General features: G+C 36.9%; 16 protein-coding genes and 3 tRNA genes. 10 read left to right on the forward strand and 9 right to left on the reverse strand.

Features of this window, described 5'->3' with window-relative positions; all coding sequences use genetic code 11:
* Nucleotides 1-85 precede the first annotated feature (85 nt).
* A complete protein-coding gene (locus RHP76_RS20855; RefSeq protein WP_311228946.1) occupies nt 86-610 on the forward strand; it encodes a thermonuclease family protein in 525 nt (174 codons plus the stop codon).
* A gap of 154 nt (nt 611-764) precedes the next feature.
* On the opposite strand, the gene RHP76_RS20860 is transcribed toward RHP76_RS20855, so the two are convergent.
* The 3 genes from RHP76_RS20860 to RHP76_RS20870 form a co-directional block, all read right to left on the reverse strand.
* Nucleotides 765-3,851: an FIDD domain-containing protein gene (locus RHP76_RS20860; RefSeq protein WP_311228947.1), complete on the reverse strand. Its 3,087-nt coding sequence runs from the start codon at nt 3,849-3,851 to the stop codon at nt 765-767.
* A gap of 91 nt (nt 3,852-3,942) precedes the next feature.
* Nucleotides 3,943-7,089 carry an FIDD domain-containing protein gene (locus RHP76_RS20865; RefSeq protein ID WP_311228948.1) on the reverse strand — a complete coding sequence of 1,049 codons (3,147 nt, stop codon included), beginning with the start codon at nt 7,087-7,089 and terminating at the stop codon, nt 3,943-3,945.
* A gap of 78 nt (nt 7,090-7,167) precedes the next feature.
* Entirely contained in the window at nt 7,168-9,459 is a 2,292-nt protein-coding gene (locus RHP76_RS20870) for a fibronectin type III domain-containing protein (protein WP_311228949.1), read from the reverse strand.
* 386 nt (nt 9,460-9,845) lie between these two features.
* On the opposite strand from RHP76_RS20870, the gene RHP76_RS20875 reads away from it, so the two are divergent.
* Both RHP76_RS20875 and RHP76_RS20880 read left to right on the forward strand, forming a co-directional pair.
* Nucleotides 9,846-11,489 carry a helix-turn-helix domain-containing protein gene (locus RHP76_RS20875; RefSeq protein WP_311228950.1) on the forward strand — a complete coding sequence of 548 codons (1,644 nt, stop codon included), beginning with the start codon at nt 9,846-9,848 and terminating at the stop codon, nt 11,487-11,489.
* Nucleotides 11,489-12,622 (forward strand): tetratricopeptide repeat protein, encoded by a 1,134-nt coding sequence (locus tag RHP76_RS20880; RefSeq protein WP_311228951.1) that lies wholly within the window; start codon nt 11,489-11,491, stop codon nt 12,620-12,622. The genes RHP76_RS20875 and RHP76_RS20880 overlap by 1 nt, the downstream gene beginning before the upstream one ends.
* A gap of 121 nt (nt 12,623-12,743) precedes the next feature.
* Here RHP76_RS20880 and RHP76_RS20885 read toward each other — a convergent pair.
* The 3 genes from RHP76_RS20885 to RHP76_RS20895 form a co-directional block, all read right to left on the reverse strand.
* Nucleotides 12,744-12,817, reverse strand: a tRNA-Arg gene (locus RHP76_RS20885).
* A 42-nt stretch (nt 12,818-12,859) separates the two neighbouring features.
* Nucleotides 12,860-12,934 (reverse strand) — tRNA-Pro (locus RHP76_RS20890).
* Nucleotides 12,935-12,949: 15 nt separating this feature from the next.
* Nucleotides 12,950-13,034 (reverse strand) — tRNA-Ser (locus RHP76_RS20895).
* A gap of 135 nt (nt 13,035-13,169) precedes the next feature.
* Between RHP76_RS20895 and RHP76_RS20900 the strand changes: the two genes are divergently transcribed.
* The 4 genes from RHP76_RS20900 to RHP76_RS20915 all read left to right on the forward strand — a co-directional run bounded on the left by RHP76_RS20900 (nt 13,170) and on the right by RHP76_RS20915 (nt 17,775).
* The gene (locus tag RHP76_RS20900) at nt 13,170-14,195 is read left to right on the forward strand and encodes an N-acetylmuramoyl-L-alanine amidase (protein ID WP_120232964.1); all 1,026 of its coding nucleotides are present in this window, start codon (nt 13,170-13,172) and stop codon (nt 14,193-14,195) included.
* Between the two features lie 72 nt (nt 14,196-14,267).
* Entirely contained in the window at nt 14,268-15,668 is a 1,401-nt protein-coding gene (aspA, locus tag RHP76_RS20905) for an aspartate ammonia-lyase (RefSeq protein ID WP_062676437.1), read from the forward strand.
* 91 nt (nt 15,669-15,759) lie between these two features.
* Complete coding sequence (locus RHP76_RS20910) at nt 15,760-16,614, forward strand: glycosyltransferase family 2 protein (RefSeq protein WP_311228952.1); 855 nt, start codon at nt 15,760-15,762, stop codon at nt 16,612-16,614.
* 120 nt (nt 16,615-16,734) lie between these two features.
* On the forward strand, nt 16,735-17,775 hold the full coding sequence (locus RHP76_RS20915; RefSeq protein ID WP_311228953.1) for a hypothetical protein: 1,041 nt from the start codon (nt 16,735-16,737) through the stop codon (nt 17,773-17,775).
* 38 nt (nt 17,776-17,813) lie between these two features.
* Here RHP76_RS20915 and RHP76_RS20920 read toward each other — a convergent pair whose 3' ends face one another.
* The 3 genes from RHP76_RS20920 to RHP76_RS20930 form a co-directional block, all read right to left on the reverse strand.
* Nucleotides 17,814-19,313, reverse strand: coding sequence for a lipopolysaccharide biosynthesis protein (locus tag RHP76_RS20920; protein ID WP_311228954.1), 1,500 nt, complete (start codon nt 19,311-19,313; stop codon nt 17,814-17,816).
* 8 nt (nt 19,314-19,321) lie between these two features.
* Nucleotides 19,322-20,116 (reverse strand): FkbM family methyltransferase, encoded by a 795-nt coding sequence (locus tag RHP76_RS20925; protein ID WP_062676433.1) that lies wholly within the window; start codon nt 20,114-20,116, stop codon nt 19,322-19,324.
* A 268-nt stretch (nt 20,117-20,384) separates the two neighbouring features.
* A complete protein-coding gene (locus tag RHP76_RS20930; RefSeq protein WP_062676432.1) occupies nt 20,385-21,050 on the reverse strand; it encodes a DUF2461 domain-containing protein in 666 nt (221 codons plus the stop codon).
* 567 nt (nt 21,051-21,617) lie between these two features.
* Here RHP76_RS20930 and RHP76_RS20935 point away from each other — a divergent pair.
* From RHP76_RS20935 to RHP76_RS20945, 3 genes are all read left to right on the forward strand, one after another.
* Complete coding sequence (locus tag RHP76_RS20935; RefSeq protein ID WP_062676431.1) at nt 21,618-23,318, forward strand: DEAD/DEAH box helicase; 1,701 nt, start codon at nt 21,618-21,620, stop codon at nt 23,316-23,318.
* 151 nt (nt 23,319-23,469) lie between these two features.
* Nucleotides 23,470-24,108, forward strand: coding sequence for a DUF47 domain-containing protein (locus tag RHP76_RS20940; RefSeq protein WP_027374906.1), 639 nt, complete (start codon nt 23,470-23,472; stop codon nt 24,106-24,108).
* Between the two features lie 13 nt (nt 24,109-24,121).
* On the forward strand, nt 24,122-25,264 hold the full coding sequence (locus tag RHP76_RS20945; RefSeq protein ID WP_034700227.1) for an inorganic phosphate transporter: 1,143 nt from the start codon (nt 24,122-24,124) through the stop codon (nt 25,262-25,264).
* Nucleotides 25,265-25,342: the final 78 nt, after the last annotated feature.

The following is a 25,342-nucleotide window of genomic DNA, read 5'->3' on the forward strand; positions in this document are numbered from 1 at the left end:
AAATAACTTAATTCAATATAAAAAACCTCGCAAAACGCGAGGTTTTTGTAATTAAAAAAGACTTTCTAATCCCTATATTTGCTCCATGAAACGACTAATGCTGCTGTACGTACTTTTCCCTTTATTTCTATTCTCACAGACTACCGGAAAAGTGATCAAAATTTCAGATGGAGATACCATTACATTACTCTTAAAAGGAAATCAACAAAAGAAAATTAGACTTGCCGAAGTTGATTGTCCGGAAAGCGGGCAGGCATTTGGAAAAAATGCGAAACAGTTTACTTCTGCTCAGGTATTTGGGAAAACGGTAAACTTTGTTGAAACAACTACAGATCGTTATGGAAGATCCATTGCGAAAGTATATTATGATGACGGGAAATATCTTTCCAAAGAGCTTATCAAAGCAGGATTAGGATGGTGGTATTTTTCCTACTCAAAAGATGCGTCTCTGGGCAAAATTCAGGAAACTGCAAAGCTTAAAAAAATGGGACTTTGGCAGGATAGTAATGCTCTTGCTCCCTGGGACTACCGTAAAATGAAACGTGAGCTTAGAAATAATAAGAAAATCGAAGCGGCAAAGAACGGTACAAAAATAAAAGGAGTTGCATAATATTCTGACGGAAGCTTGAAGATAGGAGAGGGCGTTAATAATTAAACGCCAGTATATACCTAAGGATAGAAGAAAAACAGAAACTGTCTCAAAAAAATGAGACAGTTTCTTTAAACAAAAAGTATTACAATCCTGATTAGGCTTTGTATTTGAATTAATTCCTATTTTTGACCATGATCCATCCGGTATAGGAAATGAGCTTTTGGGTATCCGGATCTGTCCAATTTATTTCATACCAATAAGTACCACTGCTCACTGGAGTACCACCGATGGTGCCATCCCATTTTAAGTTATTATTTTTATCGGATGAATGAATAAGCTGTCCGTATCGGTTGAAAATACCAAACTTCAGATCTTTCAAAAATCCAAGCTCTGAATAATCCAGACTATCATTGATGCCGTCACTGTTTGGTGTAATTGCATTGATGAGATTTGGAACCAGGATCTGAGTCTCCACAGGACGGCAATTATTGTAATCTTTTACGTAGAAAATATTTTTACCTCTCGGAAGACCTGTAAATATATTAGAATCCTGCCATATCATTCCATCCCTTGAATATTGATAAGGCGGTGTACCGCCTTCCACAGTAAGGGTAACTGTATTTCCTGTAGTTTCTATCTTTTTAATTTTTGGAACAGGAACAGATAGTACTTTTACAAACTGTTTCGTTTCACATCCATTGGAAGTCAGGATTACCCAATAATTACCTATGGAAGCGGTGATAGATGGAGTAGTTGCTCCTGTGTTCCATAAATAAGAGGTATAGCCCGGCCCGGCATCCAATGTAACGCGTGCATCCGGACATATGTACTGATCCACCAGAAGAGCAGAAGGCTTGGGAGGAATCACAGTTAAAGTAATTTGGGCAAAATCAAAACAACCATTGCCAGTAATTACCTTTACATATACTGTTGTATTTGAAGAAATATAAGCGGTAGGAGTAGTTATTTCATTCGTCCCGTTTGTGGCATCCGTTAAAGTAGGATAATACTTTTTTGTCACAGGAGCAGTGCTTGTAACAAGGGCTGTGGTTAAATCGAAAGTTCCAGTATTAGGATTGCCTGGAACAAAGCATCCGTTGAGGGTTGCATTCTGCACATTAGGAGCAGGATAAAACTGAAGGGTAATTTTAGCATTGGCCGTACAGCCTTCCACTGTAGTTACTTTTACGAATACTGTCGCAGGAGCGACTGATGGATATGCATTGGCAGGAATAATTTCATTGGTTCCTGCATTTAAGTCAGCCATGGTAGGATAATATTTTCGGATGGCATTGGTTGGTCCTCCTACAGCAGCTGTAGTAAGATTGAAAATACCTGTTCCGTTGGTCTCGCAGGTTTTTACAGTCGTATCCGTTAAAATCAGAGGCTGTACTGTTATATTGACTTTTACCTGTTCACAATCTGTAAAATTCGGGTCGTTTCCACAGAATTTATAAGTGAAAGTATCGGTGCTTGTTCCAGTATTGGCTGTATAAGTAAGAATTCCTGTTGCAGGATTTACTGTTAAAGTCCCGTTCACCGGAGCAGCAATGATCTGTACTGTTCCCGGGACCGGAGTCTGTGTAGAGTTGGAGAATGCAGGAGTGATGGCGGTAGGAGTCCCGGCGCTGCAGACATTCATTGATTTTACAGTATTGACAAGGCAGGTGTATACTTTGTAAGGATATGTTGTGAGAGGATTACAGGTGCTTTTAGTAATTGATACGGTATAATTTCCTGCTTGGGTAGGAGTATAGGTATTATTGTTCGCACCCTGAATAGGAGTGCCGTTAAGATTCCATTGATAATGGTCAAAACCGCTTTCCACTTCTAACACAATTCCCGGAATACATTCTCCGGCGGATTTGCTGATTACCGGAATGGAATTGAAACCTGCAAAATATCCTCCGTAGCCAAGATTTCCACTACCTCCGATAATCCCGGCTGTAACGGCTTTGGTAGAAGTTACTGTTATATTTCCAGTGATATTGGGAATTGAGTATGAAACCCAGTTTGGAGTTCCGGTGACAGGAAATGGCCCTTCTGCTGCGGTGGGAGTTACGCCGTTTACTGCGACTCCGGCCCCGGTTTGGGTAAGAATATTAAGCTTTACAGAAAGAGGCGGATTGAATGTGGTATAATAAGGAAGTTCTCCTATTTTTCCTATTTCATCAATAACAGTAGGCAGAAAACAGTTAAGAGGCGGTATATAATTAAAACCTTCCGTAGCATCATTGTCTGCAATACCTGATAATAATTGATAGACATAAACATTCTTTGATGCTTTGATATACATATTATGATGAGAAGGCCCATTGAGTACATAATTCATTGCACTTACTCTGTAATATTGCCCTTCATTGAGTGTTATTACAGGTGTAGGGTTGTTGTTAAGCCTAATTTCTGTATTGTTCTCTGTCGCAACAATAATGGCTCCTTCAATTTCAGGAAGGAGATTTCCCATTCCTTTAATGAGAACAAACTCCTGTCCTAAACGTTCAACCGGAACAGACTGATCCATGATAATATCCTCCCCGTTATAAGGAGGTGTCATTCCAAACTGACCATGATAATTTCCATTGGTAACAGATACAGGTTTTGTAGATTCTATTTTAGCTCCGATAAAACCATCTTTATTTCCGGGCTTATTGGCGTAGCCTGCAAAAATATAAGACTGTCCTTTATTCAGAGTGATTGTAATACTGGGATGGGTAAGTCCGTTAAAATTATTGTAGAACCACGTTGTCATACCATATCCTGAAACTTTGATCTGGGTATTGTCTTCAGTTGCCAGGATACCACAGGAAAAATTTTGTGAAGACTGGTTATTCATCAATGGAGCATATACTGCATAGAATTTATTACCAATACCGGCTTTTCCCTTGGACGTCAGAATTTCTCCATGATTAACTTCCGAAAACCTGTAGGTGGCAAAAAAAGGAAGGTCTCCATGAAGATAAAGCCCTCTTGTTTTTACACTCATTGCATCGGTTGTATTTTGTCCTATCATCAGATTCATCGGGACATCAAATGTCTGCGGATTTCCTTTGCTGATAGTCACTGTTCCTATTACAGTGTTATTATTATAAATACTGACAGGAAACGGTGTTGTATTGTCTGTAGAAAGATACAATGCCTGTTTGGGTGAACCATTCGAAGAACTCGCCACCATAGGAGCAAACCAATGCTCTGTATCCCTTTGTGCAAAAACAGATGATGATACAAATAGTAATATAAAGATAAATAAGATCCTTTTCATAAGCTTTAAGGAAGATTAGATTAAATGAGGCAGACAGCTTTTCATGAAAGCCAGCTTTGTTACAGTTGATTGATTGTGTTTAGATTAATCTTTAATTTTTCAGTAAGATCCATCCTGTGTATTTGATGATGGTGTCTTTCAGGGTGGGTTCTTTCCAGGTGATTACATACCAGTAAGTTCCGGTGAACAGTTTTTTATTATTGAACATGCCGTCCCAAGTATAATTGTTAAAACGTGTACCTGTAAAAACATTGTTTCCATATCTGTCATGTACCGTAAAGGATAACTCTTTCTTGTAAGCAAATTCTGCGTAAGAAATGCTATCATTAACATTATCTCCATTAGGTGTAATGGCATTGATGATGTTCATCACTGTCAGTTCTACCTGTATCGGCTCGCAGTTGTAAGAATCCTTTACATAAAACTTATTCTGACCATTAGGCAGGCCTGTAAACACATTTGAATTTTGCCAGTTAATCCCATCAATGGAATATAAGTAGGGTGGATTTCCTCCTATTACAGTAAGTGTTGCCTTATTATTGTCGAAATCAATTTGCCTGATAACAACGTCAGGTGCTTTTTTTACAGAAACATGCTGCTTTGTAAAACAGTTGTCATGTCCTAAAATCACCCAGTAATTTCCTACTCTTACATTAGAAATAGAAGAAGTTGTATCTCCTGTGCTCCATTCATAAGACTCATAGCCGGATCCTGCATCCAGTGTTGTTGTAGCATTAAAACATATGAATTGATCTTTAAGCAATGGGGAAGGATGAGGCAGTGTGACGGTAAGAGTTACTGTCGCAATAGTGTAACATCCTGTAGCATTGATGATTTTAATGTATACCGTTCCGCCGGAGGAAATGTAAACACTGGGGTTCAGGATAGCATTGATACCTGCTCCAGCATCCTGTAGTGTTTTATAATATTCTTTTGCAATACCTGTTTCGCTGGTAACAGATGCCTGGGTGAGATCAAAGCTTCCTTTATCCGGAGCGGAAGCAATATAACATGACGTTAAAGATGTATTCCGAACCTGCGGGGAAGGACTAAACAGGAGACTGATCTTTGCCTGGGCAGAACACCCTTCAAGCGTTGTTACTTTTACATAAATGTCTTTAGGAACAGATGATACATAAGCATTGGCTGGAATAATTTCATTAGTACCGGCAGCCAGATCTGCGGCGGTGGGATAATATTTCTTACTACTTCCCGATGGTCCTCCCACATTGGCAGAAGTGAGATCAAAAAGTCCGCTTCCGTTATTGCTGCATGCTTTAATGGAGGTATTCGTTACTGTGACTGTTTGGACGGTGATATTGACTTTTACTTCTTCGCAATCTGTAAATTCAGGAACATTGCCGCAGAATTTGTAGGTGAAAGTATCTGCAGCTCCGGTATTGGCTGTATAAGTAAGTATTCCTGTTGTAGGGTTTACTGTGAGTGTACCATTGGCAGGCGGACTGATGATTTGTACCGTTCCCGGAATCGGAGTTTGGGATGAATTCGTAAATGAAGGCGTTATGTTTACCGGGGTTCCTGTTGAACACACCGTTAATGCTTTTGTGGTATGAGCTAGACATGAAAATGCCTTATAAACCGGTGTTGTGACAGAGGGACAGCTTCCACCCACAGATACGGTAACGGTGTAATTTCCCGGTTGAGTAGGAGTATATGTGTTGGTATTCGCTCCCGGAATAGCATTTCCGTTAAAATTCCATTGATAAGTTGTATAGCTATCATCTACTTCCAGTGTCATTCCCGGAATACAGGTTCCGTTTTTCTTGGCAATAACAGGGATAGAAGAAAATCCGGCAAAATAACCACCGTAGCCTACATTTCCTTCACCGGCAGCAATACCAGCCGTCACAGCTTTAGTAGATTCTACGGTAATATTACCTGTAACATTCGGTACAGAATAAGTAACCCAATTAGTATTTCCGGTTACGGGGAACGGTCCTTGTGCAGGAGGTAAAGGTATTCCGTTAACAGTTACTGTAGCTCCTGTCTCAGTGATGATATTGAGTTTTACTGCAGGAGTGATAGCAGTATAATAAGGTAATACATTGATCATACCTATTTCATCAATCTTCTTAGGAAGAAAACAGTTGAGAGGAGGAATATAATTAGCCCCGATGGTAATTTCAACAAATGATGTTGCTGTTCCAGCCATCAATTGATAAACATAGGCTTTTTTGGTAGTCCGGATGTGCATGTTATAATGTCCGGTACTATTTTGATTCATATAAGAAGAAGAGCCGATCCGATAGAACTGCCCTTCATTAAGAGTGGCAATCGGGTTCACATCATCATTGAGATATACCTGTGTATTATTCTCTGTAGCGGTTACTACAGCACCCTCTACATTTGATGCGATCGGAGCCATGCCCTTAACAAGGACAAAATCATCCCCTAAACGTTCTACCGGTATCGACTGGTCCATTAAAATATCACCGCCATTATTGGAGTTAACAATCTGACCGTTGAAATTTCCGTTAGTAACAGTTACAGGTTTATTAGACTCAATTTTAGCTCCAATAAAACCGCTTTGATTTCCTGTCTGGTTTCCTGTACCTTCTATAATATACGACTGCCCTTTTTGTAAGGTAAAAGTCATTGAAGGCGTATTGGTACCAGTAGTCCCATTGGAGAATTGAACGGAAGCTCCATAATTAGATACTGTTACCATTGTATTATCTTCAGTAGCAAGTACTCCACAGGTGAAATTGTTATTGGAAGAAGCTGTAGCAATAGGCCCATAAGCAACATAAAATTTGTTTCCAATACCAGCTTTTCCTTTGGACGTAAGGATTTCTCCATGATTTTTTGTAGAGAATCTGAAAGTACAGAAAAAAGGTTTTTCTCCTTTAACATAAATGCCTCGTCCGGTTACCTTAAAAACTTCTGATTGTGACCCCGTAATCATTTTATCCATAGGAATGTCAAAAGATTGGGGATTGCCTTTGCTGATTGTTACATTTCCAATGGCTGTATTATTGTTATAGATCGTGACGGGAAATGGAGTTGTAGAATCTGTCGATAAAAATAAAGCCTGTTTATTGGAATCATTAAGTCTGGACATCATCGGGGCAAACCAATGTTCCGTATCTCTCTGGGAAAAAAGCATATTGCTTCCAAATGATAAAATGAGCACTGTAAAAAGAAGCTTTCTGAGCAATAAAAGCCAGTGCTTTCCTGTTTCGGAAGCAGGCTTATAAACGAAGTAAAAATCTTTCATTGAATAAGTTTAAGGAGGATAAAACTGTCATAAAAGCGATGAACAAGTTTCCACCGCTTTTGATGACAGAGACAACATTTATTTCTTTATAGCTTTTACGGTGTGGGAAGTACCATCTTTCATGATCATTTTTATTAAATATATGCCTGACGCCAGATCTTTTAATGAAATTGTATGGTCAGGATTTCTGATCTCAGTGACGGATTTACCCGAAGCATCATATATCATAACGGATTGCATGTTTTTATGGTCAGTCATCATAATTACATCAGTGAAAGGATTAGGGGAAATGCTTGCTTTTGATTTCACTACGTTGTCCTGTACATTCATTGTTTGTGTGGGAGCCCATGAAACATTATCCCAGTAATACAATGCATTCCCTGAGGTTGCATATGTATCCCGGATAGCCAGTCTTGCCCCTGCCGGAACAGTATTAGGAATGACAATAGTGTACTCACTTCCTATAGCTGGAGTATACGAGGTATTGGTAATATTCAATTGCTGGATCAATGTAAAAGTAGAAGCATCAGTAGGATTGGTCATATATCCCACCTCTAATTTTCCTGTATTCACACTGCAATAAGCATTCAGCTTCAGAGAATGAGTTCCTGCATTGATGTTGGTAAACTCAGGTAATACAGCAATGGATATATCTCCTGCAGAAATACTGCGTTGTAAAATATGTTTCGTTCCGGATAGAGCACCATTTCCATTAATATTTAAGCTTGCTATTCCTGTCACAATTCTTCCCCAGCATGGAGCATTGGTTAATAATCCCGTAGCATAAGAATCAAAATTTTCTGAAAGTGTTGCAACTGGTGCACAAAGAGTCTGTACCGATGCAATATTGCTCCATAGACTCTGATCTGAAGCACTGCATCTTGATCTTATCCATATATAATAGGTTGTTGCAGAGTTTAATCCCTGGATAGTATAAGGATTAGCTGTTACCCCTGTTATATTAGGTACGGTAGATGAGGTTGGCGCGGTGTTGTTGGTACTGTAATAAATGTCGTACCCCATTGCTGGTGCTGGTGAAGGAACTGTCCATGCTATATTCGCTGTTGCGCTGGTTACATTGGATAAAACGATATTTGTTGGAGTAAAGCACGTTGGTTTAGGCTCCCAATATACATTATCCCAGTAAATATTTACAGAAGGAACACCTCCATGTCTTATGGCCAGCCTTGCATTGGCAGGAACGGTATTGGGAATTACAACACTATATTCAAATCCATCGAAAACAGTATTACTGATATTCACAGATTGGATATTCACAAAAGAAGAAGCATCCGTATCATTGGTTACGTAACCAATATCTAATACACCGGCAGTACTGCTTACTTTTGCTTTAAATCTTAACCAGTGGGTTCCCGCATTTACATTACTGAACATCGGAAGTACAGCAATTACTGTGTTAGCTGCACCATTGGCACTCTGATACATCGCTTTGCTACTGTTCACACCACTACCGGAACCAATTGTCTGGTATCCTGATCCTAAAATAATTCTATCCCAGCAGTCAGCATTATTAGGCCCGTTTACTGCACTTTCGAAGTCTTCAAACATTGAAGTTTTAGCATCGCACTTGGTTTTAAATATCCCCCTTAAAGACCATGCACTTTTATTAGATGTACTGCAAACTGATCTTACATAATAATAGTAAGTTGTAAAAGGTGAAAGTCCGCTGATGGGTGCTGAGATTGTATTACTTGTCCCTGATATTGGCGTAGAGGTATCCGGAATAGTGGTGGAAGAAGTATAATAATATTCATAGCTTCCCGGTGCTGTTGCAGGAGCAGTCCAGGAAATCATTGCAGAATTGTTGGTTATATTGGAAGAAGTAAGTGTTGAAGGAACAAAACAGGTTGGTGAAGCATCGATCTTCAAACTGAAATCTACAAAATTTCCATAATTGTTAGGCCCGCATGGGGTTACAGGGTTCGGGAATGAAGTGCCGCTCTGTACCCTGATTCTATATATTCCAGAGGCCTGAGAAGGTGGAATAAAAAACAGATCATCCACAACTGAATAGCTTGAAGGTCCTAGTGGATTTTCATAAAAATCATCAAAATCTCCATCATTATTCCAGTCGATCCAGACATAAGACTTTACTCCCGATCCTGCAAAATCCAGATGAACGTTCACTGTCCCTCCAGGATATGAAGATACTGTTTGGCTGGAAGAATTGTCAACATAAGCCTGATATGAAGATGCTGTATAGTATAAAGCTCCCTGATCAGAAAATATGGCATTCTTTAAATAGTTAGACTGGCTGGAAGTACCGGCTGTAGGAACACAGTAGGTCTGTGCATTCAGTTGAAAAACTGAAAAGAGGAAAATCATCCATAATAAGTAGTGTTTTCTCATTTTATTTCTATTTTTAAGGGTTAGATGTACCGGCTTTATCGTCAGATTTTGGGCGGTATACTTAATTGTGCAGTGTATTTTTTTTACTTCTTTTTTCTACATCAGTAAATATTGATTCATTGAATTATATCTTAAAAATCATATCTTAGATGATTAGAAGATTATCTTTAATTTTTTATAATGATAATGCTTAATAAGTGTGATGGTTTCATTGAAATTTGAGAATAAGTCTAATATTTTGAATCAACTTAAAGGTTTGAACAATATTAGCGTTATATTTGCCCTTCGTCAAGGAATACGCTTGCATAATTCGTTGAATTTACAAGAGTTTGAAAAGTAAAATACTGTAAATCAGTAATTTGTATTTGAGTGTTTTAAAAGGAGTAATGATAGAAATATCAGATAAAAACAGTGGGGAAATGATCCTTATGTTCAAAAAAATACTGAAAAGTAATATAGCAATATTGTTTTTCATTCTGTGGTGCCCGGTTTTTATAAAGGGGCAGGCGATTCCGGATTTCAGTATTTTAACCGACAAAGCTTTTCAGAAATTATATCAGAATCCCGAAGAGTGTATCAGCTATTCACAGAGCCTTCTGATCAGTGATAAAAATGTGGAGCATAAAGTCATTCTGCGGAACATTATTTCCCAGGCTTATGCCCTTCAGGGAAACTATGTGCAGTCTGTGAGTATTTCCAATCAGAAAGAGGATGATGATAAAAAAGGAAGTCTTTCCCATTTTATTCAGTTGTTTGATGATTATAATCTGGCTGATCAGTATCAGAATTTAGGATTGTACGGACAGTCGAAGAAAATCATTGCAGATATTTTAAAGGATTCAGAATTGTTAAAAACCAATAATCCCAAAGAACGGATGGTGCTTGCAAAACTATTCCAGCTTCAGGCTATAAATGCAGGGATTGTGAGGAACTATAATTCTGCTTTACAGAATATAGATAAAAGTAACTCCTACCTGAACAGTCATAACGCAGAAAACATGATTATCAAATGGGAAAATATCATTTTCCGGTCTACATTTCTGATGCGGCAGAACAGGCTGGGAGAATCAAAGAAATTACTTGATGATGTTATTCAGGACGTTGAAAAATATGAAAATAATGCCTTTATCTCTGCATTTGCCTATGAAAGTATGTCCCGATATTATTTTTTAAAAGGAGATTACAACGAAGCTGTAAAACAATTGGAAAAAGGATTTGCTCAAATTGAAAATCTTCCTTATAATGATCTGAAAATCATATTTTATGAATTGTTTGCACGGAGCTATCTGGCCCTCAATAATGATGAGAAATACTATTATTACAATAATTTATATACCGGTTTAAAAGCAAAACTGGATTCCAATAAAAAGGAAGGAATACAATATGTTGTGAAATTGCTTGAAACCTACCATCACAAAAACCTTGAATTCCAGGAACAGAAGAAAGAAAAGCAGCTTAAAACTGCCGGTATTGCTATCTTGATTCTTATTGCGGGAATGATTGCTTATCTCCTGAGCGAATCATCAAGAAGTAGACACCTCAAAAAACAGCTTGATTTCTTTGAAAAACTGAAAATAAAAGAAGAGCCTTCAGCTGTAGAGGTTGGCGGGCCGAGAGAAGATCCTGTAAAAGAAAATAAAAATAAGGAAAAGGATCCTTCTAAAATCTCAAAAGAAAAAGAAGATGAAATTTTACAGAAGCTTAAAGACTGGGAAAAATCTGACGGCTACCTGAATAAAAACATGTCACTGGCTATTCTTTCCGCACAGACGGGGATAAATACTAAATATCTATCTGAAGTCATCAATAACAATAAAGGAAAGAACTTTAACGGCTACATTAATGAGCTGAGAATTGATCATATTGCGCGTCTTTTGAAAACAGATCCTGCTTATCTTAATTATAAAGTAAGCTATCTGGCAGAATATGCAGGATTTTCATCTCATGGTGCATTTACGAACGTATTCAAATCTATTACAGGAATGTCTCCCAATACCTACATCCAGGAAATTATAAAAAATAAAAACTGATGAAATTCTTGATCCATATTGTTTTGATGAGTCTTCTGCTTTTTCAGACAACTCTTGCCGGACAGAAAATTTCTGATGATTCCCTGATGAAGATTGCCAATCTGGAAATTTATAATAATCCGGACAATGCTATAAACATTGGAAAGAAACTGCTCCGAAAAGAAAGAGACCTCAATAAATCCATTAAAATATATCTGATTCTATCTACTGCAGGAATTGCCAAGAGAAACTTTGACGAATCTCTGCAATATATTCTGAAAGCAAGAGAACTGGTTCAGAAAACCAATGATCCTAAGATCCAAACCAGTTTTTTAATTGCAGCAGCTGTGCAGTACCAACAGATGGAACTTTTCAGCAAAAGCCTTGAAACATTGGACGAAGCTGACGAATATTTGGTAAAACTGCCTGAAGATTCCTATCTGAAAAATTTTGAAACAGCCAGAAGCTTTGCCCTGCGCGGAATGATCTATAAAAGCCAGTCGAATCCGGAAATCGCTCTTCAGGAGTTTTTAATCGCGATCAGAAACTTTGAAAAAATAAAAGAGAAAAAAGAGAAAACCTATTTCAACCAGAGTATCATTTATTACAATATTGGTCATTGTTATCTCAATCTTAACCAGCCGGACAATGCCGGAACGGCTTTTATGAAATCTATGAATCTTGCAGGTATGATCAAGGCAAAAAGTCTTGAAGCGTTTGCTTTAAAAGGCCTTGCAGAGATGAACAAGCAAAAACATCAGAATCAGGAAGCACTGAAACTGTTAATAAAAGCTGAAAACTTAGGTAAGGAAGCAGGTGATCTGTCCCTCAATGAAGGGATTTATAAAGAAATGGCGGATAATTATCTGGCGATGGGAAATCCTAATCTTTATCAGGTCTACAGCAGAAAATACTTTGAAACAAAATTTAAGAGAGAGCAGAGCGAACTAAGCTCCATCAATCACGCTATTGATGTCCACAATATGGAAACTCAAAAGAAAAGTAAAAAGCTAGCCACCCGATATAATTATTTTATGGCTGGCATGATAATTCTTGGACTTTTTATACTGAGTATCTTTTTCTATTTTGTTATGAAAATCAGAAAGCAGAATAAGAAATATCATGACGAAATTAAACAGCTTATCAGGGATTAAATAGAAGTTTTTCAGTTTTAAATTAAGAGTACGATTTCTCTGTGATATTGTTTGATTGTAAAATAAGATCTGTAGCCTTCTAAAAACAAAAGACCTCACAATAAAAATTGTGAGGTCTTTGTGAGCGCGAAAGGATTCGAACCTTTGACCGTCTGCTTAGAAGGCAGATGCTCTATCCAGCTGAGCTACGCACCCTTAGAAGTTGATTCTCGCTTAGTAAATAAGCACATTAAAAAGTCGGGGCGGCAGGATTCGAACCTGCGACCTCCTGGTCCCAAACCAGGCGCGATGACCGGACTACGCTACGCCCCGAATATATAATAAGAGCGGAGGGTAAGGGATTCGAACCCTTGCGACACTTTCGCGTCGACAGTTTAGCAAACTGCTCCGTTAACCACTCCGGCAACCCTCCTTTTTGTTTATTTTTTAATGATCGTTGTTCCGTTATTGCGAGTGCAAATATAGAACAGATTTCTTTATTTACCAAATAAAATTCAAGAAATTTTTGTGTATTTTTGAGGTAATAAATCATTCAAAAACCAAACTGATGCGTAAAACATTATATATCATCGGATTAAGCACTTTTGTTTTTTCATGTACTTCCCAACAAAATGTGAAAAAAAATACTTACAAACCGAAAACCCCAATAACACAGGCGAAACCGACGGTTCAAACAACTCCTCCGGTGGCTTCAAAACCAAAAGTTGTATCTGATCATGGAGTAGACTTTTTTACTACTAATATAGCAGACCCAACAAAAAATGATAATACGGCAAGTTATGGTTCTATTGTATCTGCGAAACCAGCCGGATATAAAGTGGTGAAAACTTATTTTCCTGCGGTAGCCCAGAATTTCAGACAACGTTATCTTATATTACATTATACAGCCCTTCCGGACGATAAATCTCTTACCGTTCTTACCCAACAGGCGGTGAGTGCCCATTATCTGGTAAATAATACAGGAGATAACGAGATCTATCAATTGGTGGATGAAAATAAGCGAGCCTATCATGCAGGAGTAAGCGCGTGGAGAAATGACAAAAATCTCAACGATAATTCTATCGGTATTGAAATTGTAAATACAGGGTATACCACGGATGCTACCGGGAAAAGAACCTTTGCTCCTTTTAGCGATGACCAGGTGAAAAAAGTAGCGGCTTTGGTTAAAGATATTGTGACGAGATATCAGATCCAGCCTACGAATGTATTGGCACATGCCGATATTGCACCTACAAGAAAACAGGATCCCGGGCCAATGTTTCCATGGAAAAAGCTTTATGATGAGTACCAGATTGGAATGTGGTATGATGAAGCGGCTAAACAGACTTATCTTGAGGCAGCACAGGCTGATATTACAGCAAGATATAATGATTCCAGCTTTATTTTCCTTATTCAGACGTCATTGCAGAAATTCGGATATGCACTTGATCTTAGCGGAAAATGGGATGATGCTACGAAGAAAACAATTGAAGCATTCCAATATCATTTCCGTCCACAGAATTATGACGGAATTATGGATGGAGAAACATGGGCAATACTCCAGGCTTTAAATCAAAAATATCCAACAAAATAATTCAAATTAAAACGCATCGGTTAGATGCGTTTTTGCTATCTTTAAACGATCAAAAACAGTAAAATATCTGTAATGGAAAATTTCAGAAAAGAAAGTGATTTATTAGGCGAACTGAATGTGCCTTTAGATGCTTATTATGGGGTTCAGACACAAAGAGCTATTAACAATTTCAAAATTTCAGGGCAGCTTTTGTCTTCATATCCGGACTTCATAAAAGGATTGGCTTTTGTAAAAAAAGCAGCAGCTAAAACCAATTATGAACTAGGACTTCTAGACGAAAACCTGTATTTTAAAATAGCAGAAGCATGTGATGAAATTGTAGAAGGGAAATATCATGAGCAGTTTCCGGTAGATATGATTCAGGGAGGTGCAGGAACTTCCATCAACATGAATGCGAATGAGGTGATCGCCAATATCGTGTTGGAAAAATTAGGAAAAAATAAAGGAGAATACGAATTCTGTTCACCCAATGACCATATCAACCTTTCTCAGTCTACTAACGATGCTTATCCTACAGCAATCAAAATGGGATTGCTTCAGATGAACATTGGGCTGGTAGAAAAACTGGAAAGAATTATCACGGCTTTCCGTGCAAAAGGACAGGAGTTCCATGATGTTATTAAAATGGGACGTACACAACTTCAGGATGCTGTTCCAATGACTTTAGGACAGGAATTTGAAGCATATGCTGCCACTTTAGAAGAGGATATTTCCAAACTGAATAACAACGCCAACCTATTTGTAGAAGTAAATATGGGAGCTACAGCTATCGGAACAGGCTTGAATGCTCCGGTAGGATATGCCACTCTTTGTGCTAAAAACTTAGCTCAGATTACAGGATTCCCGATTGTTTCAGCACCGGATTTAGTAGAAGCTACCCCTGACACGGGATCGTATGTAATTTATTCTTCAGCTACAAAGCGTCTTGCGGTGAAGTTATCCAAAATCTGTAACGACTTAAGATTACTTTCATCAGGTCCAAGAGCTGGTCTTTTTGAAATCAATCTTCCGCCAATGCAGCCAGGATCTTCTATAATGCCAGGGAAAGTAAATCCTGTAATTCCGGAAGTAGTTAACCAGGTTTGTTTCAAAGTATTTGGAAATGATCTTACCGTAACTTTTGCCGCAGAAGCAGGACAATTACAGCTGAATGTAATGGAACCTGTACTTTCACATGCCATCATGGAAAACATCAACTTCCTTTGCAATGCTTTGGATACGCTTCGTGACAAATGTGTGGTTGGAATTACTGCCAATAAAGAAGTTTGTCTGAATATGGTGAAACACAGCATCGGTATTGTTACAGCATTGAACCCTTACATCGGATACAAACAATCAACACAGATTGCAAAAGAAGCATTGGAAACAGGAAAGAGCGTATACAACCTTGTTTTGGAGAAGGGAATTCTTTCTCAGGAAAAACTGGATGAAATTCTTGATCCGAAAAACATGCTGAAACCGCATAACAAATAAAATTATCAACGATAAATGATCAATGATAATTGATGCCCTCAAAAGCTTCTCATCATTGATCATTTATTCATCATCATTTATACTATAATTTGTGAGGTTTTTAATCATAATTCCTGCCCATAACGAAGAAGACAACCTCCCATTTACTCTTAACTCTCTGCAACAGCAAAGCAGCAAAGATTTTAAAGTAGTGGTAGTGAATGACGGTTCTACAGACAGAACAGCTGAGGTCATCAGAAACTATACAGAAACTGATTCCCGTTTTGAAACAACCAACCTACAGAAATCTGAACATGAGCCAGGATCTAAAGTCGTTCACGCTTTTAAAAACGGACTTCAGACTCAAGCTATGGATGAATTTGATATCATCTGTAAATTTGATGCCGATATTATTCTTCCGGAAAATTATCTGGCGGAAGTAGCAACAGCTTTTATCAATCATCCTGAATATGGGCTTGTGGGAGGACTTTTGTATATCGAAAAGGATGGGAACTGGGTGTATGAAGGAAATTCCAATAAACATCACGTGAGGGGTCCTATGAAGGCTTATCGTAAAGAATGCTTTGTAGAGATTGGTGGTTTAAGGGAAACATTGGGCTGGGATAATATTGATTCCATACTGTTGGAAAATCATGGATGGAAAGAAGTTGTACTTCCGGAGCTCCATGTAAAGCTGATTAAAGTAAAAGGAGCCGATTACACCATACGTCCTGCTGATTATTACGGAAGATATTTTTATTTCTTGGGACTGAATAGGTTTCTGGCTTATATTGCCTCTTCAAAAGAAGCTATGAAAAGTAAATCTGTTTCATTTTTCTTTGATATTATTACATCTTATGAAAACTGCAGATCAAAGAAATTAGAACTGAAAATTACCAAAGAAGAACAGAAGGCCGTTAATGATCAACGTTGGAGAATGTTGAAAAAGAAATGGCTGAAAATGTAGAAGGTGATTTTTTATACGTTGTAAATGCCCATCAATAGAAATGGGTTTTAATCGTTTAATCAAAAAAGTAAAGATTCCATTGGCTTTAGCCAAAATTTAAGATATAACTCCCGTTAAACTGTGAAAAAAATAGCTTACATAGAAATAGATACCCACGCAGAAATCGCCCAGGCTTTCATGGATATTATGGAAGGTTCTCAGGATTTTACGGTAGACTATTATTTTTCAAAAAGAATCAAAGATCAGGTAAGCCACCGCCATGAAGCTGTGTTTTTATCAGATAGTTCTATGATTCTGGATCAGTTAAAGGGAAAAGGATATGATCTTGTGATCATAGGTACTGTACACCGTTATTTTAATACATTTTTAGCAGTCACAAAAAGGTACAATACGGCAGTTATTTCCCATAATCTTAATTTCATAAAAGCATCCAAGTTGGATCTGATGAAAAGTGTTTTCAAGGGAGACGTTATCTTCAGACTAAAATTGTGGTTGAAAGAAGGTTTGTTCTACAAAACCAAAGTGTATAATACTTCAAGAACTCTTTTCGTGCTGGATGAAGCTCTGATATCAGGGAGATATCATTATTTGCCACTATTTTACACAAGAGATTTTGATAAAGTAAAAAATGAAGAGCTTATGGTGGTGATTCCCGGTGGTGTTTCACAGAAAAGAAGAGATTATCATTCTATTTTCGAAACCATTCGGAAACTTAATCCGGATAAATATTGCCAATTTGTTTTCCTTGGAAAAGCAACCGGACACGAGTTAAAACAACTTGAAAATCTGTGTGGAAAATTACCTGAAAATATTAAAATCACCTATTTTTCTGAAAGAGTTTCTTCAGAAGAATTTGAACAATGGATGCAAAAAGCAGATGTCCTATGGTGTCCGATTCAACAGGATACAGAATTTTTTGGTATGAAAGAAACGTATGGACTCACTAAAATGACAGGAAACCTTGGCGATGCCATAGCTTATGGAAAACTGGCTGTTTTTCCGGGAAAGTATCCTTCAAAACTGAATTTTATTATTCCTGAAAAAGAAAATATTCTCGAACAGTTAAAAACCGTTTCTGAAAATCCATTTGATTTTTATACAACATACAGCAGGAAAAAAGTTCAGAAAAAACTGGAGCAATTTCTCAAAGGCTTGCTATAAAAAGCTTTAGATTATTTTATTTTCTGTCTTAAAAGCAATTATTTTATCTTAAATACACTCTTAATAAATCTCATATTCAGGTAATCCTCAACAGGGAAAATCCTGGTGAAGTAATTTCCGACATAGATCAGTATTAAGACCACTGCAGGTTTGTATATCATATTAAGCAGATTGCTGTTGAAGTTGGGAAGAACAATGGCTACTGTAATGGCTAAAGTACAGATAATAGAGACGAAAATCATTTCAATACTCAACGGCGAAACCTTAAATACAATATAATTGAAAACAATTTTCACAACATTGTAAATAGTAAGTGAAATAGCCGTAGATAAAGCAATTCCGATCAGCTTCAGATCCGTGTTTTTAATGAAATAATAATTCAAGCCGATAGTCAGCCCGGCCAGCAAAAGCATCACCAGAATATTGAATCTGTAATATTTTGAGAGTGAAATAATATTCCCGTTGAATCCGGTAGCAAGATCTATTAATACTGCAGAACCCCAGATCCAGACTACGGGTTCATATTCTCTGAGCATGGTTCCGTTCTTTGGCATAAATTGCGTCAGATAAGGAAATCCTACCATAATACAGGAGAATAAAACGGCACCAAGGAAATATAAGGTCAAGGATGTCTTCTTATGGAACCTGTCCAGTTCCACCATATCTCCGTCTGCCAGAGTTTTGTTGATGATAGGTGCTGAAATATTAAATAATCCAAGCTGGGGAATAGAAATTAACGAGATCAGAGCATACAGAACAGAATAAATTCCAACCTCTTCCATTCCCATAAATTCTCCGATCATAAAGCTGTTGATCGCCAGATAATTTCCAAAAGTTCCCAGGAATCCAAAGAAACTGTAATTGAAAAACTCTTTCCAGAAATTATTCTTTTTGAAATAATCGGTATTAAAATCCAGCTGGATTTTTTCCAGTTTGTTGGTGTAATAAATATATCCCAAAAGCATTAAAAAGAAAATTCCAAAAAAGAAAGCATATGCAATGATCTGTGACGTAGAAGCTGTAACATTCTGTGATAAAGCAAAGAAAAAAAGACAGAATGCTCCCAGGTTCGCTATTTTCGGAAACAGATTGTCGAAGATATTGGAAACTACAATTCTTTTGTAATTGGATGTGTATTTATTGAAAATAGCACAGAATGAAAGGATTAAAATCAATGGAAGAATCATTTCCTTGATCTTCCATGCTTCTGAATGTCTGAATTTCGGATAAAAATAGGGAAGTATAAAAAATACAGCCGTGAAAATAATAAAGTTGATAAAAACCGTCAGTAGTGACAGTGACAGCATATTCTGTTTTTTACCATCTTTTTCTACTTTGTGAAAAAATTTCACATTCGAATAAGAAATACCCAAAACAACAAAAGGAACCAGCATTTCAGCTGTGGGAAGAATGTAGCGTAGCTTTCCGTAAAATTCAAAATCATTCGGAAATATAAATATTGCGGAAACGGTGCCCAGCAAAAAACCAATATAACCGATAATGGAATATTTGAAGCCTTGTCTCGCTACTACACTCATAAGTTGTTTTAAATGTTTTTAGGTATAAAAATAATATTGTTGATGTACTGAGTTTTATTTTTTTCGTCGTTTGTATTTTGTGTTATAATATCTTCTGTAAGATTTTCCAGCGTAAAGCTGTTTCTGTTTAGATATCTGGCATCATATCCCCAGCTCATCACTTCGGATATTTCATTCCATATAGGAGTTTCATGGTGTCTTTGCTCCATTTCAACCATTAAGGTCGGCTTAAATTGCCTAATAGTTTCTCTCGCTCCGGAAAGAGTTTTTATTTCGTTTCCTTCAACATCTATTTTGATAAAATCAAGTCTGTTGAAATGTTCCAGTGCTGCCCATTCGTCAAGTTTAATAACTTTTACTTGTTCCGTATAGCTTTTCTCTTCTCCTTTTTCTTTGTAAGAAGTGTTTAAAGTACCACGGGAAGCAATAGTTTTACCATTAATGATGGGTACTTTGAATTCTGCAATCCTGTTTTCATCCGAAAGAGCAAGAGGGAGAATATGCATGTCAGAAAACAGTCTTTTCAGTCTTCTGTAAAGCTTTTTATTAGGTTCAAAACCATAAATATGCTCATGCTTCAATGTATTTTCCAGCTGATAAAGGAAAGTTCCCACATTGGCACCAATATCCAGTATCACAGCATTTTTAGGAAGGTATTCTTTGATCCATACCAATTCCGGTTCTACATTACGTTCCGAAAAGTTATTTTTATTAAGATTATTTAGAGCTTTAAAATATCTTTTTTTGTAGAAATTCGGGCTTATGTATTGTAGTTTCTCTGCAATTTTTTGGTATAAAGACATCTTTGGCTTTTTGGCGAACAGCAAAGATACGTAAAAATGTAAAACTTTTCTTAAAAAATGTTAATTATAATGGCTTGATTTTCAGGATTGATTTCTGAAATTTGTTTTTGTAACCTGGGGAGTTTTACTATAATTTTGATTTGTCACAGAGACACCTGTATCCCCCTGAACATCTGATTATGACATTCTGTAGAAATAGAACTTCAACCAGAATGCACCCAATGATCTGTGAAAAACGAGTGAGCGGTAGTTGAAAAAGTAAAACTATCTAGAGAAAAGGTGTATTTAGAAAATCATTGAAAGGTTTCATCAGTTTGAAAACTTTGGTCATGTTTTTTACAGCATTTTTGTCCAGCACTTCCTCATCTTTCAGAGAATATACTACAATAAAATTTTTAAGTTTGAGATATTCTCCCATAGGATCTTCTTTTTCAAAACCCTGAGGTATTTTCTTTAGTTTATCGTCCTGGTCAAGCTCGGGAAAATGTTTTTTGAAATCTTTATTATTGAGAATTTTTAGAAAATCGTCTCCATACAAAGAAATCTCTTTGCGGACTTCTTTCAGGACAGAAGATTCCGGCATATAGATTCCTCCTGCTAAGAAGGACTTTCCAGGTTCCATGTGAAGATAATAACCTCCTTTCTGATTTCCTTTTCCCATTCCCAGAGAAGCTCCGAAATTGGTTTTATAAGGCGATTTGTCCTTTGAAAAGCGGGTATCTCTGTAAATTCTGAATAAGGCCTTTTTACTGTCTATTTTAGCAAGTTCTTCATCAAAACCAGACATCTCCTTAATCAGTTCATCAAGAAATGACACAACATTTTGCTGAGATTCTGTGTACAGGTTTTTATTTTCAGTAAACCATTCGCGGTTATTGTTTTTATTTAATTTGTTTAAAAAATCAAATGTTTTAGAAGAAATGCTTGCAGACATATTATGTGAGGTATTTTTAGTGTTGTTGCTAAGTCAGATTTGGGTAGGCTATTCAATCCCGAAATTTAGAATTGGAAATTCATACCACAATTCAAATGTACAAAATCTATTTAGGTTTTATACTTTCAGTAGGGATAATAGACGGATATTAGATGATAAAGGAATTTGCAGTGGCAGATTGGGAATCAAAACAGGTTGATAAGTAAGGTGCTGCCAGGTACCGGATGCCTGAAGCTCTCATTATTCTTTTGAAGAAATTTTTATGTTATTTTAAGTGGTCTTTTGTGATAGATTCAATGTTTTGCATAATAATATAAAAAGAGAAAAATATATGTTCTATGGTTTTATTTTTGAAAATTCATTAATATCACAGAAAAAATCAATCCAATTTAATAAAAAAAAATAATGTTTAACAAGTCCTTAGTTTAAGGCTGTTTTTTTTACATTTAATTTTTAAAAAATCAAAGAAATATTAAAAGATTCTGAATTTAAGATTGTATATTTAAAACTTTATTCAAAAACAAATCAAATATTTATTGTATCTTTGCAAAAATTTTAAAATAGTTAATGAATTTATTTACGGAAACCAATTTAAGTCCTGATATCCTTAAGGCAATTGGCGAACTGGGTTACGAAAGCCCAACAGAAATCCAAAAACAGACTATCCCTTTTATTCTTTCAGATATTCGCGACTTGATCGCACTTGCGCAGACAGGGACAGGCAAAACAGCAGCGTTTTCGCTTCCGATTTTGGATATGATTGACGATACGAGTCGCAAAATCCAATTATTGGTGCTTTGTCCGACACGGGAATTATGTCTTCAGATTTCGAAGGACATAAAGAATTACTCTAAGTATATGAAAGACATCAAGACAACTGCGGTTTATGGTGGAAGTAGTATTGTAGAGCAGATGAGATCTTTGAAGGACAAACCACAGATTATTGTGGGAACTCCGGGAAGAGTAATTGATCTTATCAACAGAAAAGCATTAGACTTTTCTGCGATTCATTGGTTAGTATTAGACGAAGCTGATGAAATGCTTTCTATGGGATTCAAAGACGAATTGGAAACCATTCTAAGCGAAACTCCGGAAACTAAACAAACTTTCTTATTCTCTGCAACGATGAATAAAGAGGTGGAAAGAATTTCCAAAAATTATCTTACAAAGCCGCATCGTATTTCAGTAGGTTCTATCAACGAAGTGAAGAAGAACATTACTCACGAATACTATGTTGTAGGATACCGTCAGAAAAAAGAAGCATTAAAAAGATTAATTGATGCTAACCCTAACCAGTACTCCATTATCTTCTGTAGAACGAGAATGGAAACTCAGGAGGTTGCTGATTTCTTAATGCAGAACGGATATGCAGCTGACGCTCTTCATGGTGATCTTTCTCAGGCACAGAGAGATACGGTAATGAAGAAATTCAGATTGAAAAATATTGATATTCTTGTAGCGACAGACGTTGCAGCAAGAGGATTGGATGTAAACTCTTTAACTCACGTTATTCACTTCTCTTTACCAGATGATCCTGAAGTATTCGTTCACAGAAGCGGTAGAACAGGTAGAGCTGGAAAAGATGGTATTTCTATGGCTTTAATAAAGCCTGAAGAAAGCAGAAAACTGAAACAGATCAAATCGGCAACGAAAATTGAAATTAACGAAAAATTCATCCCTACAGGTGAAGATATTATCAAAGCTCAGGTAGGTGGTGTATTCGAGAAATTATTAACGGAACACGAAGATCTTTTTGAATTTGATGATAGCTTAATCCCGGATCTGAGCAACTTTACAAAAGAAGAACTGGTACACCAGCTTCTACAGTTTCAGTTGAAAGATCTTGCTTTATACTACAAAGACAAGCATGACCTTGTTGAGCAGAAATTAAGCAGCAGAGACGATGACTATTCTAGAAGAGATCGCGGACGTGACAGAGACAGAGATAGAGGTCGCGACAGAGATCGTGGAGACCGTGGAAGAGACAGAGATCGTGGTGGAAAGCCAAGAAGAAGAGATGAAAACATGGTAAGATTTTTCTTCAACCTTGGTAAAAAAGACCATTTGAAGAAACTTGATGTTTTAGATATTATCAACAAAGCTACTGCTGGCGGAAAAACCAAAAAAAGAGCGGAAATCGGTGATATTGAAATCTTAGAGAAATTCTCTTTCTTCGAAGTTGAAAAATCGTTCAAAGACAATGTATTGAGCAATATTCAATCGATGAAGTTCAAAGGAAAAGATATGAGAGCTGAAGTAGCAAACTAATCTCTTCTTATACCATACAAAACCGGCATTGATGCCGGTTTTTTTGTTTGATAATCAGTAGTTAAGCGAATGTTAACAAAACTTAATGTTATATAGTTTCACGTACAATCCTTTTTTAAGAAATTTGCACACGAATTATAAATACTAAAAAATGGGAATTGGTAATATTTTCCACGCTTTTCAACCAAAAGATAAAATCTTCTTTGTACTTTTCGAAAAAGTAACTGAAAATCTAGTTGCAATGTCAGAAGAATTCAACACAGGAATCAAGGATTTCGATCTTAATGACGATTCAATGTTGAAGAAAATGAGCGACTTTGAACACAAGAATGATGAACTTACTCACGAAATTTTCGTAGAATTAGGGAAGAACTTCATTACACCTTTTGACCGTGAAGACATTCACACACTGGCAACAGGACTTGATGATATCGCTGATTATATCTACGCATCCACAAAATATATTTTCCTTTACAAATCACCGGAGATGAAGGCTTATTCAGACTTCTCTTTATTAATCCACAAAGCATGTCTTGAAATTCAGAATGCAATGAAAAACCTTAAAGGGTTCAAAAATATGGAACAGGTGAAAGAAGCTTGTATTAAGGTGAACTCTATTGAGAATATTGCTGACGATTTGCTTTCCAACTCAATGGTAGAATTATTTGAAACTAATGATGCCATCAACATTATTAAAGTTTCATCTGTATTAAACTACCTTGAAATTGTAACAGACAAAGCAGAAGATGTTGCCAATACGATTGAGAACATCATGATTAAATACGCCTAATACATAGCAAAAAATGGAATTTCCGATTTTACTTGTAGTTATTATTGCGCTGGCCCTGATCTTCGATTATATCAATGGTTTCCATGATGCAGCCAACTCAATTGCAACTATAGTTTCTACAAAAGTTTTAACTCCATTCCAGGCTGTACTTTGGGCGGCACTTTGGAACTTTGCAGCGTTCTTTATTGCTGCTTATATTATTGGAGAATTCAAAATTGGTAATACAATTGCCAAAACAGTTAATGAGAATTTTATCACTCTTGAGGTTATATTTTCCGGCCTTATCGCCGCAATTGCCTGGAACCTTTTGACATGGTGGTTCGGGATCCCTTCATCATCTTCACACACGCTGATCGGAGGTTTCTTAGGAGCGGCTCTTATGCATGCCTTCATGATGGATTATCATGATGTAGCTGCAGCACAACCCGGGCTTGGGATGTGGGATACCATTAAAGAAGCTTTCAGCCAGGTAACACAACAGGGTGTCGTAAAGTTTGATAAAGTAATTCCTATCTTCCTGTTCATTTTCATGGCACCAATCATAGGGATGATTATCTCGATCATTATTACTCTGATTATTGTACATCTTTATAAAAGATCAAACCCCCACAAAGCAGACCAGTCTTTCAAAAGATTACAGCTGGCTTCTTCAGCTTTATTCAGCTTGGGACACGGTTTGAATGATGCTCAGAAAGTAATGGGGATCATTGGTGCAGCAGTAATCTATTATCACGTAAATATGCTTCAGGATGCGCAGTATTTGAATATTCCTTCTGCAGAACGTTTTGATTATTTTGCACAGCATTATATCTGGGTTCCTTTGGTTTCCTTCCTTGCTATTGGTTTAGGTACAATGAGTGGTGGTTGGAAGATCATCAAAACAATGGGAACAAAGATTACGAAGGTAACTTCATTAGAAGGAGTAAGTGCAGAAACGGCAGGTGCTATTACCTTATTCATCACAGACCACTTCGGTATTCCTGTATCTACTACACACACGATTACAGGTTCTATCATCGGGGTAGGATTAACGAAAAGAATTTCAGCGGTAAGATGGGGAATCACTGTAAGCTTACTTTGGGCTTGGGTTCTTACCATTCCAATCTCTGCAATAGTAGCAGCAATTACTTATCTTGCAGTAACCTTCCTTTTCTAAAAAAACAAATCATACAATTATATAAACTTTGTCCATTTGGGCAAAGTTTTTTTATTGTGCAATGTTGAAATTTAAATT

Origin of the sequence: Chryseobacterium sp. SG20098 (genome assembly GCF_031844745.1) — a bacterium.
GTDB lineage: Bacteria > Bacteroidota > Bacteroidia > Flavobacteriales > Weeksellaceae > Chryseobacterium > Chryseobacterium cucumeris.